This is a genomic window from Bradyrhizobium sp. Kon56, from assembly GCF_055807635.1.
The window spans coordinates 263,986-278,340 of record NZ_JBVVOU010000002.1 but is presented as its reverse complement, the minus strand read 5'-3'; the positions used below and the strand labels follow the sequence as shown (position 1 = coordinate 278,340).

Genomic DNA, 14,355 nt, shown 5'->3' with positions numbered 1-14,355 from the left:
TATCCCAAAGCTATTCAGAAGGCCGGTTACGCTGACGATCGCTGTAGAGTTTCATGATCGCCGCGGCGGTTTCCTCGATCGAGCGCCGCGTGACGTCGAGCAGCGGCCAATCGTGCTTGGCGCTCAGCTTGCGGGCAAATGCGACCTCCTCGGCGACCGACTGCTTGTCGGTATAAGTGTCGCTGCTGGAATCGGCCCCCATGGAGAGCAGGCGGTTCGTGCGCACCTGGATCAATCGTTCCGGCGTCGCATGCAAGCTCACCACCAGCGGTCGCGTCAACGTCTCCAGTTGCGAGGGCACCGGAATGCCTGGAACCAGCGGCACGTTGGCAGTGCGGATGCCTCGGTTGGCAAGGTAGATCGACGTCGGGGTCTTGGAGGTGCGGGAAACGCCGACGAGCACCACGTCCGCGTCGTCGAGCCCTTCGACATGCTGGCCGTCATCGTGGATCATCGTGTAGTTCAACGCGTCGATACGCTTGAAGTATTCGGCATTGAGCACGTGCTGGGCGCCGACCCGGCCGGTCGTGGCAGCTCCGAGATAGGCCTCGAACAACTGCATCACCGGCCCGATGATCGACAGGCTCGGAACATTGATCCCCTTGCACTTATCCTCGAGCCTCGAAACCAGATCCTTCTCGAGCAGCGTGAACAGCACGATTCCCGGCGCTTCCTCGATCTCGTCGAGCACGCGATCGAGCTGTTTCTGGCTGCGCACCAGCGGATAGACGTGCTCGACCGGGGTCACGTTGGCGTACTGGGCGGCAACGGCGCGCGCGACCGTGATCAGCGTCTCACCGGTGGAGTCGGAGACGAGGTGCAGATGGAAATAATTGTTCGAAGTCGGCACAAAAGCCCTTTGTATGGAGTCGGTGTGGTTTGTGGATTTCTGTGGAGCTTAACCTCCCGGAAAGGGATGTGCGACACCGGGGGCGGGACAACGGCCGATTTTCTTCACACCGCTGCCCCTGAGAACAACTTCGACGCCCTCCCGAAAGGGAAACGGGATTGCGTCGATAACCCTCTTGATAAGCTGCCGACAGAAACGCGCAAGCCTTTGAAGCTGACCGACTTATCGAAAGCGGCCGGAGCTGTCAGAGGATATGTTGATGGATGTGAACAAGCGCGTGTGAACGGGCGGACGGAAATGTGTGAGTCCAATTCACCGTCACATAGACTCAAACCTTAAGAATCTAAGATTCTTATTGGAGAAGGGCGCTACGGACGGATATGTGTGCAGGCAAGACCTTAACGAGTTCTTACTATCCCCAGCGTTCCCCTCGGCTGGGCAGGAATCCGGACCCCCAGACATGTTTGAAGACGTCTACCTCTGGATCAAGGCGCTGCATGTGATCGCCGTCATTTCCTGGATGGCGGGCATGCTCTATTTGCCACGGCTGTTCGTTTATCATTGCGAGGCTGAAGTCGGCTCGCAGCAGTCGGAAACGTTCAAGATCATGGAACGGCGGCTGTTCAAGGCGATCATCAACCCCGCTATGATCGTGACCTGGCTCGCCGGGCTCTACCTCGCCTGGGCTGGACACTGGTTCACTTTCGGCTGGCTGCACGTAAAACTGGCACTGGTCCTGGCGATGTCCGCGGTCCACGGCTTTTTTTCGCGCTGGCTGAAGGATTTCGCGGCGGACCGGCGCCCCCGGAGCCAGAAATTCTATCGGATTATCAACGAGGTACCAACTGCCTTGATGATTCTGATCGTCATCATGGTGATCGTGAAGCCGTTCTAGGCAGCGGTCGCGAACAATCGCTCAGTGCTTCTGCTTGCGGAGTGTGAGGCGATTTTCTATATTAGCGATATCCCACCCAACGCAGGCGGATGTGGTCGTGTCTGAGCTTTCCAGAGGCCGGACACCCCATCAGGTTTGAAGCCTCACCGGCGCTCTCCTTGCCAGACCTGCGGACCTTACCTTTTCGCGTCCGCATTTCAGAGCCTCCTCGCACCCCCCTCCCAGGTTACCCCACAGGACCACCCCAATGCGGGAAATCAAACTCCAGGACCTCAAGTCGAAGACGCCGGCCGAGCTCGTCTCGTTCGCGGAAGAGAATGGGGTCGAGAATGCCAGCACCATGCGCAAGCAGGAGCTGCTGTTCGCCATCCTCAAGCAGCTTGCGCTCGCCGAGACCGACATCGTCGGAGAAGGCGTCGTCGAGGTTCTCTCCGACGGCTTCGGCTTCCTCCGCTCGCCCGATGCGAATTATCTGCCGGGCCCGGATGACATCTACGTTTCGCCCTCGCAGATCCGCCGTTTTGGCCTGCGCACCGGCGACACTATCGAAGGCCACATCCGCAGCCCGAAGGAGGGCGAGCGCTATTTCGCGCTGCTGAAGGTCAACACGCTCAATTTCGAGGACCCGGAAAAGGCCAAGCACAAGGTCAATTTCGACAACCTCACGCCGCTGTTTCCGAATCAGCGCTTCCGCATGGAAATCGACGACCCCACGCGGAAAGACCTGTCTGCAAGGGTGATCGACATCGTTGCGCCGATCGGCAAGGGTCAGCGCGCGCTGATCGTCGCGCCGCCGCGCACGGGCAAGACCGTGCTGATGCAGAACATCGCGCACTCGATCGCGCATAATCATCCCGAGTGCTATCTGATCGTGCTCCTGATCGACGAACGTCCGGAAGAAGTCACGGACATGCAGCGCTCGGTGAAGGGCGAGGTCGTCTCCTCGACCTTCGACGAGCCGGCGGTGCGCCATGTCCAGGTCGCCGAGATGGTGATCGAGAAGGCCAAGCGTCTGGTCGAGCATGGCCGCGACGTCGTGATCCTGCTGGACTCCATCACGCGCCTCGGCCGCGCCTACAACACCGTGGTGCCGTCATCGGGCAAGGTGCTGACCGGCGGTGTCGATGCCAACGCGCTGCAGCGGCCGAAGCGGTTCTTCGGCGCCGCCCGCAACATCGAAGAGGGCGGCTCGCTGACGATCATCGCGACTGCGCTGGTTGATACCGGCAGCCGTATGGACGAAGTCATCTTCGAAGAGTTCAAAGGCACCGGCAACTCCGAGCTGATCCTCGATCGCAAGGTGTCGGACAAGCGGACCTTCCCGGCGATCGACATTTCGCGCTCCGGCACCCGTAAGGAAGAGCTGATCACCGATCCGGTGGTTCTGAAGAAGATGTACGTACTCCGCCGCATCCTGAATCCGATGGGGACGATGGACGGCATCGACTTCCTGCTCGACAAGCTGCGCTCGACCAAGAGCAATTCCGAGTTCTTCGATTCGATGAACACCTGATTGCACTGCAACATGATCCAAAGGGCGCCTTCGGGCGCCCTTTTTCTTTGTGCGCCTTTGTTGCAGCGAGCTGCAGCATGGCGGGCGTTTGTCGTCTGGAGTAGGCGTCGTCTAAGATGTTGATATAATTTATGAATAGCGGGATCGAGGGATGCCGCTCATTCCGTTGGAAGTGGGTCTTGCAGGAGACGCTCGCGAATGTATTGCATCGCACCATTCGTTTTGCGAGATCCAAGCAGCATAATCGCTCGATTTGTCAGCCGAAACGGATGTTTGCCTTTTCCCTTTCAGCCGGACAAATAGGCTATGTATCCGCGAGACCACACCATCTTTGCACTGTCGTCTGGCCGTCCGCCAAGTGCGCTTGCGGCGGTGCGTGTCTCCGGGCCAGGCGCCAGCCTGGTGCTGACGACGCTGGCGGGCAAGCTGCCGGCGCCGAGGCAGGCCAGCCGCCGGCTCCTTCATGACGGCGTGGGCCAGCCGATCGACGATTCGGTGGTGTTGTGGTTTCCGGGGCCCGGCAGCGCGACCGGCGAGGACGTCGCCGAATTTCACGTCCATGGCGGCCGCGCGGTGCTGGCCGCACTGTTTGCCGCAATTTCCGTAATTCCGAATATGCGAGCTGCCGAACCGGGCGAATTCACCCGGCGCGCCTTCGAGAACGGCAAGCTCGACCTGACCGAGGCGGAGGGCCTCGACGATCTCATTCATGCCGACACCGACCGCCAGCGCCGCCAGGCGTTGCGGCAGTTGCAGGGTCTCCTCGGCAATCGCGCGCGCGACTGGCGCGAGCGCATCATCGAGGCTTCGGCCTTGATCGAGGCCGGCATCGATTTCTCCGACGAGGGCGATGTGCCCGCCGAGTTGAGAGCGCCTGCGGTCAAGGCGATCAGTGCGCTGCATGACGAAATCGCAGAAGTCCTTGCGGCACAGGGACAAGCTGAACGCTTGCGCGACGGCCTGATGGTTGCGATCGCGGGCGAGCCGAATGTGGGTAAGTCGACGCTGATCAACCAGCTCGCGCGCCGCGACGTCGCGATCGTCTCGCCGCATGCCGGCACGACACGCGATGTGATCGAGGTGCAGCTCGATCTTGATGGCTATCCCGTCACGGTGATCGACACGGCCGGCATTCGCGAGACCGACGATCCGGTGGAGCAGGAGGGTGTTCGCCGGGCGCGAGCCCGAGCCAAAGACGCCGACCTCGTGTTGTGGCTGGTGGAGGCGGGGCGCGCGGTCGATCCGGCCGCAATGCCGTTGCTGGGGAAGTCCGGCAACGCAGGCAGCCGCTCCGGCGGTTCGGTCTGGATCGTGCGCAACAAGATCGATCTCGGCGGGGTCGAGGACGTCGGCCTGTACGGTGAGTTCGGAATCGCCGCCAGCCGGGGGGACGGCATTCCCGAGCTGGTCGATGCTATGGTGAAATTCGCCGCCGACTTCTTCGGAACGACTGAGGGCGCGTTGGTGACCCGGGCCCGGCAGCGGGATTTGCTGCGCCGAGCGTCGGACAGCTTGCGGCGGAGTCTAGAGCTTGTAGAAGACGGCGAGGAGCTTGCCGCCGAAGAGCTGCGCGCTGCGGCCTATGCCTTGGGCCGGCTGCTGGGTCGGGTGGATGTCGAGGACGTCCTGGGGGCGATTTTTCAGAAGTTCTGCGTTGGGAAGTAGCCCTAGTTCTTCATTGTAGAACTAGCCTTTGTTCCACTTCTTCGTTTCACGTGAAACACTGCTTCGCGTTCCGAGACGTTTCACGTGAAACGTGACTCCATTACCCATATTTGCTGGCAAACGTGGCAGCTAAGGGAGCGGGTGAGCGGAGAGATCCCGGATCACTCCGCTCGCGATGATGGGAGTATGCCGCTGCCATCGAGCTTCGGAGACCGGGCCGCATCTGGACGTTACGGCCCTTCAGTAGACACTTTATGCTTCGGGAGCTCCGTTTTCTCCCACTGAAAATGATAATCTTTCCAAGGGCGGTTCTACTGTGCATGGGGTTGTTTTCGCGAAAAACATCTGGGCTCCGCTTGCACCGTTTCACGTGAAACAACCGCCCTTTCCAGTTTCCGCTTCCGGCTTCCCCGCCTCTGAGCTAGAAGTCCGTCCATGCGAACAGAGCGAGAGAGCTTCGACGTCATTGTGATTGGCGGCGGCCATGCCGGCTGTGAGGCCGCTTCTGCCTCTGCCCGGATGGGCGCGGCGACCGCTCTGGTGACGCACCGCTTCTCCACGGTCGGCGCGATGTCCTGCAATCCCGCCATTGGCGGTCTCGGCAAGGGCCATCTGGTTCGCGAGGTCGACGCGCTCGATGGTCTGATGGGCCGGGTCGGCGACGCCGGCGGTATTCAGTTTCGCGTTCTCAATCGTCGTAAGGGCCCAGCGGTCCGTGGTCCGCGCGCGCAGGCCGACCGGAAGCTCTATGCGGCCGCGATGCAGGCGGCGATCCGGGAGACCGAGGGTCTTTCCGTGGTCGAAGGCGAAGCGGACGAGCTGATCGTGGTCGAGGGACGGGTGATCGGCCTGCGCCTGGCAGATGGCCGCGAGCTTCGGGCAGGGGCTGTCGTCGTCACCACCGGCACCTTCCTTCGCGGTCTGATCCATCTCGGAGAGAAGAATTGGCCCGCCGGCAGGGTCGGCGAGGCGCCTGCGATGGGCCTTTCGACCTCGTTCGAGCGCGCCGGATTCACCCTTGGACGGCTCAAGACGGGCACTCCGCCGCGTCTGGATGGCACGACGATCGACTGGTCGGCGGTCGAGATGCAGCCGGGGGACGAGCCTCCGGAGCCGTTTTCGATGGTGACCGAGCGGATCACGACGCCGCAGATCCAGTGCGGAATCACCCGAACCAATTCCGCCACCCATGAGGTGATCCGGGCCAATGTTCATCGCTCTCCGATGTACTCCGGCCAGATCAAGAGCTCCGGACCGCGCTATTGCCCCTCGATCGAGGACAAGATCGTTCGCTTCGGCGATCGCGACGGTCACCAGATCTTCCTGGAGCCGGAAGGGCTCGACGACAGCACTGTCTATCCCAACGGCATCTCGACCTCGCTGCCGGAGGACGTTCAGCTCGCCATTCTCGCAACCATTCCCGGCCTGGAGCGGGTGAAGATGGTCCGGCCGGGCTATGCCATCGAATACGACCACATCGATCCGCGTGAGCTCGATCCGACCCTCCAGACCAAGCGCCTGCGCGGTCTGTTCCTGGCCGGCCAGATCAATGGCACCACGGGGTACGAGGAAGCTGCCGGCCAGGGCATCGTGGCCGGGCTGAACGCGGCATTGGCTGCGAGCGGCGCCGCGCTGACAGTGTTCGACCGAGCTGATGGCTATCTTGGCGTCATGGTCGACGACCTCGTCACCCGCGGCATCAGCGAACCCTATCGGATGTTCACCTCCAGGGCCGAGTACCGCCTGACACTGCGTGCCGACAATGCCGATCAGCGTTTGACCGAGAAGGGCGTCGCTCTGGGCTGCGTTGGCAGCGCCCGGACGGTGCATCATCGCGCCAAGATGGACGCCCTGAATGCGGCACGAGCGCTCTCGAAGTCGCTGACGATCACTCCGAACGAAGCGATCAAGCATGGTCTGTCCCTGAACCGGGACGGCCAGCGGCGCTCGGCTTTCGAACTGATGGCCTATCCCGATATTGGCTGGAGCCAGGTCCGTGCGATCTGGCCCGAGCTGTCCGGCATTGATCCCGTCATTGCCACCCATCTCGAGATCGACGCGAAGTACGATGTCTATCTGGAGCGCCAGAGCGCGGACGTCGAAGCCTTCAGGCGGGACGAGGGGATGGTGTTGTCGGACGTCGATTACCAGCAGGTCCCCGGTCTCTCCAATGAGGTGCGGGCCAAGCTGGAGAACGCGCGGCCGTTCACCGTTGGCCAGGCCGGCCGAATCGACGGCATGACGCCTGCCGCGCTCGGCATTCTTGCGGCCTATCTCCGCCGCGAAGCGCGGAAGACTTCCAAAGTAATCGCATAGGTTTCACGTGAAACAGCGCGGGCCGGGCGGCGGCAGATCGTCTTCAGGAAAACCCTCGGCGGGTGAGGGTGCCGGTGTTCGCTCCGAACCGGCGCCTGCCCGGCCAAAGATCGACAAGGCCAGCGCCAACGATCGATCGTGGGACGTCGTCATTGCAGCCGACAAGGTTGCGGCGCTCAACCTCGCGCCTGTTTCACATGAAACGGAAGCCCGGCTCGATCGCTACATCGCACTGCTGCGGGAGTGGCAGGCCAAGACCAACCTCGTCGCGCCCTCGACATTGCCGTACCTCTGGACCCGGCACATCGCCGACTCTCTTCAGCTCGTCGCTCTCGCCCCATCGGCCAAACGTTGGGCCGACCTCGGCAGCGGTGGCGGCTTTCCCGGGATCGTCCTGGCCTGCGCCATGGCCGGGACGGCCGGGGCGAGCGTCCATCTGGTCGAGCGAATCGCCAAGAAGGCGGCCTTCCTGCGCGAAGCCGTGCGCGTCACGACATCTCCGGGAGTCGTACATCTCGCTGAGATCGGGGATAATGTGGATAGAATCACCGGCCCGGTCGATTGCGTCACCGCGCGTGCGCTGGCTCCGCTACATCAACTCATCGGCTTTGCGGAGCCGCTGATGCGCCGGGGCGCAAAGGCGTTGTTTCTCAAGGGTCAAGATGTAGAGGCTGAATTGACCGAAGCCACTAAATATTGGAATATTCAGCCGCAGCTCCACCACAGCCGTACAGGCGACGGTTGGATCGTCGAGCTGGCTTCCGTCGAACGGCGCGGGTGAGGCGTCAGGGGCCGAGTGGGGGAATTTGCGATGAGCGTGATTGACGAACCGCAGCAAGAACAGACCGCCGCCGTCCCGCAGGGCCATCCGCGCATCCTGGCGCTGGCGAATCAGAAGGGCGGCGTGGGAAAAACAACCACGGCGATCAATCTCGGCACGGCGCTCGCTGCGATCGGCGAGCGCGTCCTGATCGTCGATCTCGATCCGCAGGGCAATGCCTCGACCGGACTCGGCATCGATCGCCGCAACCGCTCCTGCTCGACCTATGACGTTCTGATCGGCGAGGCGAGCCTGCGGGAAGCGGTGGTGTCGACGGCAGTGCCGCGGCTGCATATCGCGCCCTCGACCATGGATCTCTCCGGCCTTGAGCTCGAGCTCGGCACCACGCCGGGTCGTGCGTACAAGCTGCGCGATGCGATCAGCGCGCTCAACAACAACGTCTCGCCCGACGCCGATTACACTTACGTGCTGATCGACTGTCCGCCCTCGCTCAACTTGATCACCGTGAACGCGATGGCGGCTTCCGACGCAATCCTGGTGCCGCTCCAGTGCGAGTTCTTCGCGCTCGAAGGTCTGTCGCAATTGCTGCAGACGGTGGAGCAGGTGCGCTCGACGCTCAATCCGAGCCTGTCGATCCACGGCATCGTGCTGACCATGTTCGACTCGCGCAACAATCTCTCGAACCAGGTCGTTGCCGACGTCCGGCAGTTCATGGGCGAGAAGGTCTACAAGACCATGATCCCGCGCAACGTGCGCATCTCGGAGGCGCCGTCCTACGGCAAGCCGGTGCTGGTCTACGATCTCAAATGCGTCGGCAGCGAAGCCTACTTGCGGCTCGCCACCGAAGTGATCCAGCGCGAGCGCGAGCTTCGGACGACGCATTGAAGCGGCGTTGATCCTACGAGTTACGAGTTTCGACAATTCAGTTCTGGAGTGCTGCATCGTGAATCCAAGGGAGCTGGCGATGGCCGACGAAGCGCGTTCGCGACTGGGCCGGGGTCTTGCGAGTCTAATCGGTGACGTCGGCGGCGAGGCTCAGCATGTCGATCGGCCGCGCGCGCAACGCAAGGTGCCGATCGAGTTCATCAAGCCCAATCCGCGCAACCCGCGCCGCACCTTTTCGGAGAGCGAGCTCAGGGAGCTCAGCGATTCGATCAGGCAGCATGGCGTGATCCAGCCGATCGTGGTGCGCCCGGTGAAGGGTGCGCAGGACCGCTTCGAGATCATCGCCGGCGAACGGCGCTGGCGCGCCTCGCAAATGGCCGGCCTGCACGAAGTGCCGATCGTCCCCGTCGACATCAGCGACAGCGATGCGCTGGAGTTCGCGATCGTCGAGAACGTGCAGCGCGAAGACCTCAATCCGATGGAAGAGGCGCTCGGCTATCACGCGCTCGCCAACGAGTTCAAACGCAGCCAGGACGACATCGCCAAAGTCGTCGGCAAGAGCCGCAGCCACATCGCCAACATGATGCGGCTGACGAAGCTTCCCGCCGAGGTGCAAACCCTGATCACGAGCGGCGAGCTGACCGCAGGTCATGCCCGCGCGCTGATCGGCGTGCCTGATCCGCTCGCGGCCGCCAAGCGCATCGTCGAGGAGGGCCTCAACGTCCGCCAGGCCGAGGCGCTGGCGCATGAAGAGGGCGTGCCGGAGCGCAAGCCGCAGAAGGCGCGCTCGGGGGCGAAGGAAAAAGACCCTGACACGATCGATCTAGAAAAGCGCGTCAGTGATGCGCTCGGGCTCAAGGTCACGGTGAGCCACCGCGACCCCGGCGGCTCCGTGCAGATCAACTACCGCAACCTCGATCAGCTCGACGAGGTGATGCGACGGCTGGCGAAGGGCGCGGTGTAGCTTCCACCCTCGGTGTCGTCCTGGCGAAGGGCAGGACCCACACCGCGTGATGTCTCGATTGGAGCTGGTCGCAATACCGGACTACGAATTTTCCCCAAACCTCTCCCTGGGGTAATGGGTCCTGGCTCCCGTGCGCAATTGCGCACTAGGCCAGGGCTACATTGGGAAGCTCAGCCCCGCCGCTTCGCATTGGCCGCGATCGCCATCAGGGTGCGCTGGGCGATGGCGGCGGCGAGGGTGGATTGCTTGCGGGTGTCGAGCGCGGCGGTCGCGAGCTGCTCGATGATGGCGGCGAGCCGCGCCACGCTGAAATTGCGCAGTGCAGTTTCGACCGCGGGCTTCCGCGAAAAATGCAGCCGTGGATAGCCGCTGTCGAGCACGGCAGAAGCAGGCGTGCCGTCGGCGATTGCGAGCGCCGATTTGTGCAGCCACGCCGCCTGACGCTGCGCGGCGGAGATGATCACGCCAGGGTAGGTGCCGGCGATCATGGCTTTGGCAAACTCGTTCTCGACGATCTCGGGCCGGCCGGCGAAGGCGCCATCGACGATCGGATCGAGTTTCAGCTCCGACGCATCGGCGACGACAGCCATCACGTCATCCAGGGTGATCTCGCCCTTGCCATGGGCATAGAGCGTGAGCTTGCGCAGCTCGTTGCGCGAGGCCTGCCGGTCGCCGCCGAGGAACGACATCAGCGCCGCGCGGGCATCTTGCGCGATGCGCAAATTGGCGATGCGGAGCTCGTCTTCCATCAGCTTGGCGAGATCGCGCTCGGTATCGGGATAGCAGGCGATCGCGACGGCCGTCTTGGCGCGTTCGCAGGCCTTGCGCAGTGGCGATTCCGGGCGCAGCTCGCCGGCCTCGATCACGATGCGGCAATCCCTGACGCCCATCTCCGCCAGCGTGTCGATAGCACTGGCAAAGCTGCGCGAGCCGGCGCGCACGCGGATGGCGCGGCGGCCGCCGAACAGCGGCACCGTCATGGCCTCGTCGACGAGGCGCGACGGCTCGGCGGAGAGCTCGTCGCCATCGACCTTGACCAGCGAGAAGGGATCATTGGGATCGTCGACGGCCGAGGCGATCAGCGCATCCGCGCGTTCGCGGACCAGGCCGGCGTCGGGACCATAGAGCAGGATGATCGGACGGCCCGCATCGGGGCGGGCGAGAAAGGCGTCGATCTCTTTTCCGCGCAGCGCGACCATGTTGCCTGGGACTCGTCATTCCGGGCGAACCGGGGTGACGGGATGAATTAAGTGCCCGCGGTGAAGAACGAGGCGAGTCGAGTCGTGATGTTCTCGGCGATCTCGTTGGCGGCACGATCCTCAGCATCACGTACCGCGCGGTTGCGGCTGAAACGCTGATAGGAGCCGGGCATGTCGTAGGACACGCGGGCGAACGTGGTGCCGGTCATCACCGACTTGCCGCTGACGACCTCGATCAGATTGTACTGGGCGTCGAGACCGTAGTTTTCGCTGCTCGGCAGGCCGGTGTTGGGATCGACGATCAGCGACGTCTTGCTGCTTGCGAAGCGGATCTCGAGGCGGTGGGTTGGCGGCATGCCGGTGGCAGTGCCATAGAGCTTGAAGGCCAGTGCGTTGCGGACCTCGACGCCGACCCGGGCCTCGCGTGAGGCATTGGCTTTGGCGATCGGGGGCAGATCGACCCCCATCAGCTTCTCGCGCAGACCGGGGGTGCCGTCGGTGTGCTCGGCATACATCGGGTGGAAGCAGCCGGCCGTCATGGCCGCCAGTGCGGCGACCGCCAGCAAGCGGGCTGCGATGCGGATCCTAGCCGACAACATTCACGATCCTCTTGGGGACGATAATCACCTTGCGGACGGGTTTGCCATCCAAGGCCAGTTTTACCGCATCGAGGGCCAAAACGGCAGCCTCGATTTCCGGATTCTCGGCCGCTGTTGCAACTGTGACCTCGCCCCGCTTCTTACCGTTGACCTGGACCACCAGGGTCACACTGTCTTCAACCAGCAAATCGCGTTCGATTTGGGGCCAATTGGCCTCGGAAACCAGCCCGCTCTGGCCCAGAACCTGCCAACACTCCTCGGCCAAATGCGGCATCATCGGGGAGAACAGCTGGACCAGGATCTGGCTGGCCTCCCGGATCGCCCAGGCCAAATCTGGAGCCGGCTGGCCGGGACGCTGCAAGATCTCCGCAAACGCGTTAGTGAATTCGCGGATATGGGCGAGGCAGACGTTGAAGTGCAGCCGCTCGATCCCGGTGGTGACCTTGTCCAGCGCGCCATGGGCGGCCTTGCGCAAGGCGGTGGCGTCCGGGCCGAAGCTGGCGGGCCGGGCCGCCGCCGGCGCGGCCTTGCCGGCTTCGACAGAGTCGTTCACCAGCCGCCACAGCCGCTGCACGAAGCGCGAGGCGCCCTGGACGCGCTCATCGCTCCAGATCACGTCGCGCTCGGGCGGGGAGTCCGACAGCATGAACCAGCGGGCGACGTCGGCGCCGTAGGTCTCGATGATGTCGTCGGGGTCGACCGTGTTCTTCTTCGACTTCGACATCTTCTCGATCGGGCCGATCTGGATGTCTTCGCCTGACGTCAGCAGCGTGGCGCGGCGGCCGTTGGCGCCGGTCTCGACCTTCACCTCGACCGGCTGGACGTAGGTGCCGTCGGCCTTCTGGTAGGTCTCGTGCACTACCATGCCCTGCGTGAACATGCCCGCGAACGGCTCGTCCAGGGCGATGTGCCCGGTCGCCTTCATCGCGCGGGTGAAGAAGCGGCTGTAGAGCAGATGCAGGATCGCGTGCTCGACGCCGCCGATATACTGGTCGACCGGCAGCATGCGGTTGGCGACCGCGGGCGTCGTCGGCGCGTTCTCGTTCCAGGGATCGGTGAAACGCGCAAAGTACCAGGACGAATCCACGAAGGTGTCCATGGTGTCAGTTTCGCGGCTAGCCTTGCCGCCGCATTGCGGACAGGTGACGTGCTTCCAGGTCGGATGATGATCGAGCGCGTTGCCCGGCTTGTCGAAGGTCGCATCGTCCGGCAGTTCGACGGGCAGATCGGCATCCGGCACCGGCACGACGTCGCATTTCGGGCAATGGATGACGGGGATCGGGCAGCCCCAATAGCGCTGGCGCGAAATGCCCCAGTCGCGCAGGCGGAAATTGACCTGGCGCTCGCCGACCGGCGCGTTGCCGCGCAGCTCGGTCTCGAGACGCTTCGCCACCTCGTCCTTGGCCTGATCGATGGTCATGCCGTCAAGGAAACGCGAATTGATCATGCGGCCGTCACCGTCATAGGCGGTATCGGTGATGACGAATGATTTCGGATCCTGGCCCTCGGGGCACACCACCGGCGTGTTGCCGAGAGCGTACTTGTTGACGAAGTCGAGGTCGCGCTGGTCGTGTGCGGGACAGCCGAAAATGGCGCCGGTGCCGTATTCCATCAGCACGAAGTTGGCGACATAGACCGGCAGCTTCCAGCTCGGATCGAACGGGTGGACCGCGCGGATGCCGGTATCGAATCCCTGCTTCTCGGCGGTGTCGATGATCTCCTGCGCCGTGCCCATCCGCTTGATCTCGCCGATGAACTCGGCAAGCTTCGGATTCTTAGCCGCGGCTGCCTGCGCCAGCGGATGATCGGCCGAGATCGCCATGAACTTCGCGCCGAACAGCGTGTCCGGGCGTGTCGTAAAAATCTTCAGCTCGCTCTCGCCGGCCGGCGTCGTCGCCGCGTCGAGCGCGAAGCGGATCAGCAGGCCCTCGGACCGGCCGATCCAGTTGCGCTGCATCAGCCGCACCTTGTCGGGCCAGCGGTCCAGCGTATCCAGTGCAGACAGCAGCTCCTGCGAGTACTTCGTGATCTTGAAGACCCACTGGTTCATTTCCCGTTGCTCGACAACGGCACCCGAACGCCAGCCCTTCCCGTCGATCACCTGCTCGTTGGCGAGCACGGTCATGTCGACGGGGTCCCAGTTCACCTTGCGCTTCTCGCGCTCGGCGAGGCCTTCGCGCAGGAAGTCCAGAAACATCTTCTGCTGGTGTTTGTAATAGGAGGGATCGCAGGTCGCGATCTCGCGGCTCCAGTCCAGCGACAGTCCGATCGAACGGAGCTGCTTCTTCATCGCGGCGATGTTGGCGTAGGTCCAGGCCTTCGGTGCGACCTTGCGCTCGATCGCGGCGTTCTCGGCCGGCAGGCCGAAAGCGTCCCAGCCCATCGGGTGCAGCACGTTGAAACCCTTGGCTCGCATGAAGCGGGCCAGTACGTCGCCAAGCGTGTAATTGCGGACATGGCCGATATGGATGCGCCCCGACGGGTAGGGGAACATCTCAAGCACATAGTATTTCGGCCGCGGATCGTCGTTTTTGGAGACGAAGATCGCCTGTTGGTCCCAGGCGGCTTGCCAGCGCGGTTCGGCGTCGCGGGCGTTGTAGCGTTCGGAGGTCATGGAATCGTTGGGTTTTCGTGGATCTGGCCGTCTAAAGACGGCGGACTAGGCCATAGAAGTCCTCGGGGGGTCAA

At 63.2% G+C, this 14,355-nt stretch carries 11 protein-coding genes; 7 read left to right on the top strand and 4 right to left on the bottom strand.

The genetic code is table 11. The annotated features are described in order from the left end of the window. Positions 1-10: 10 nt before the first annotated feature. Positions 11-850 carry a pyruvate, water dikinase regulatory protein gene (locus AC0L3B_RS04410; RefSeq protein WP_018459640.1) on the bottom strand — a complete coding sequence of 280 codons (840 nt, stop codon included), beginning with the start codon at positions 848-850 and terminating at the stop codon, positions 11-13. A 460-nt stretch (positions 851-1,310) separates the two neighbouring features. Between AC0L3B_RS04410 and hemJ the strand changes: the two genes are divergently transcribed. From hemJ to AC0L3B_RS04375, 7 genes are all read left to right on the top strand, one after another. Then, positions 1,311-1,745 (top strand): protoporphyrinogen oxidase HemJ, encoded by a 435-nt coding sequence (gene hemJ, locus AC0L3B_RS04405; RefSeq protein WP_018459641.1) that lies wholly within the window; start codon positions 1,311-1,313, stop codon positions 1,743-1,745. 247 nt (positions 1,746-1,992) lie between these two features. Further along, on the top strand, positions 1,993-3,258 hold the full coding sequence (gene rho, locus AC0L3B_RS04400) for a transcription termination factor Rho (protein ID WP_007598612.1): 1,266 nt from the start codon (positions 1,993-1,995) through the stop codon (positions 3,256-3,258). A gap of 306 nt (positions 3,259-3,564) precedes the next feature. Further along, the gene (gene mnmE / locus AC0L3B_RS04395; protein WP_473380072.1) at positions 3,565-4,923 is read left to right on the top strand and encodes a tRNA uridine-5-carboxymethylaminomethyl(34) synthesis GTPase MnmE; all 1,359 of its coding nucleotides are present in this window, start codon (positions 3,565-3,567) and stop codon (positions 4,921-4,923) included. A gap of 435 nt (positions 4,924-5,358) precedes the next feature. Further along, positions 5,359-7,239 carry a tRNA uridine-5-carboxymethylaminomethyl(34) synthesis enzyme MnmG gene (gene mnmG, locus AC0L3B_RS04390; protein ID WP_018459643.1) on the top strand — a complete coding sequence of 627 codons (1,881 nt, stop codon included), beginning with the start codon at positions 5,359-5,361 and terminating at the stop codon, positions 7,237-7,239. A gap of 7 nt (positions 7,240-7,246) precedes the next feature. Further along, a complete protein-coding gene (rsmG, locus tag AC0L3B_RS04385) occupies positions 7,247-8,020 on the top strand; it encodes a 16S rRNA (guanine(527)-N(7))-methyltransferase RsmG (RefSeq protein ID WP_473380071.1) in 774 nt (257 codons plus the stop codon). Positions 8,021-8,050: 30 nt separating this feature from the next. After that, positions 8,051-8,905 carry a ParA family protein gene (locus AC0L3B_RS04380; protein ID WP_018459645.1) on the top strand — a complete coding sequence of 285 codons (855 nt, stop codon included), beginning with the start codon at positions 8,051-8,053 and terminating at the stop codon, positions 8,903-8,905. Positions 8,906-8,984: 79 nt separating this feature from the next. Further along, positions 8,985-9,869 carry a ParB/RepB/Spo0J family partition protein gene (locus AC0L3B_RS04375; protein ID WP_473380070.1) on the top strand — a complete coding sequence of 295 codons (885 nt, stop codon included), beginning with the start codon at positions 8,985-8,987 and terminating at the stop codon, positions 9,867-9,869. Between the two features lie 170 nt (positions 9,870-10,039). Here AC0L3B_RS04375 and holA read toward each other — a convergent pair whose 3' ends face one another. Genes holA through leuS form a run of 3 tightly spaced genes read right to left on the bottom strand, consistent with a single transcriptional unit; the run spans position 10,040 to position 14,281 of the window. Next, entirely contained in the window at positions 10,040-11,068 is a 1,029-nt protein-coding gene (gene holA / locus AC0L3B_RS04370) for a DNA polymerase III subunit delta (RefSeq protein WP_473380069.1), read from the bottom strand. A gap of 47 nt (positions 11,069-11,115) precedes the next feature. After that, positions 11,116-11,667, bottom strand: a complete 552-nt coding sequence (gene lptE, locus AC0L3B_RS04365) for an LPS assembly lipoprotein LptE (protein WP_473380068.1) — start codon at positions 11,665-11,667, stop codon at positions 11,116-11,118. Further along, complete coding sequence (gene leuS / locus AC0L3B_RS04360; protein WP_473380067.1) at positions 11,654-14,281, bottom strand: leucine--tRNA ligase; 2,628 nt, start codon at positions 14,279-14,281, stop codon at positions 11,654-11,656. Before leuS ends, lptE begins: the two co-directional genes overlap by 14 nt. Positions 14,282-14,355 lie beyond the last annotated feature (74 nt).

Bases quoted from the DNA above. Each gene is read 5' to 3' on its own strand.
- lptE (WP_473380068.1), bottom strand. From the start codon at position 11,667: ATGTTGTCGGCTAGGATCCGCATCGCAGCCCGCTTGCTGGCGGTCGCC.
- mnmE (WP_473380072.1), top strand. From the start codon at position 3,565: ATGTATCCGCGAGACCACACCATCTTTGCACTGTCGTCTGGCCGTCCG.
- mnmG (WP_018459643.1), top strand. From the start codon at position 5,359: ATGCGAACAGAGCGAGAGAGCTTCGACGTCATTGTGATTGGCGGCGGC.
- rho (WP_007598612.1), top strand. From the start codon at position 1,993: ATGCGGGAAATCAAACTCCAGGACCTCAAGTCGAAGACGCCGGCCGAG.
- holA (WP_473380069.1), bottom strand. From the start codon at position 11,068: ATGGTCGCGCTGCGCGGAAAAGAGATCGACGCCTTTCTCGCCCGCCCC.
- hemJ (WP_018459641.1), top strand. From the start codon at position 1,311: ATGTTTGAAGACGTCTACCTCTGGATCAAGGCGCTGCATGTGATCGCC.
- leuS (WP_473380067.1), bottom strand. From the start codon at position 14,281: ATGACCTCCGAACGCTACAACGCCCGCGACGCCGAACCGCGCTGGCAA.
- AC0L3B_RS04380 (WP_018459645.1), top strand. From the start codon at position 8,051: ATGAGCGTGATTGACGAACCGCAGCAAGAACAGACCGCCGCCGTCCCG.
- AC0L3B_RS04375 (WP_473380070.1), top strand. From the start codon at position 8,985: ATGGCCGACGAAGCGCGTTCGCGACTGGGCCGGGGTCTTGCGAGTCTA.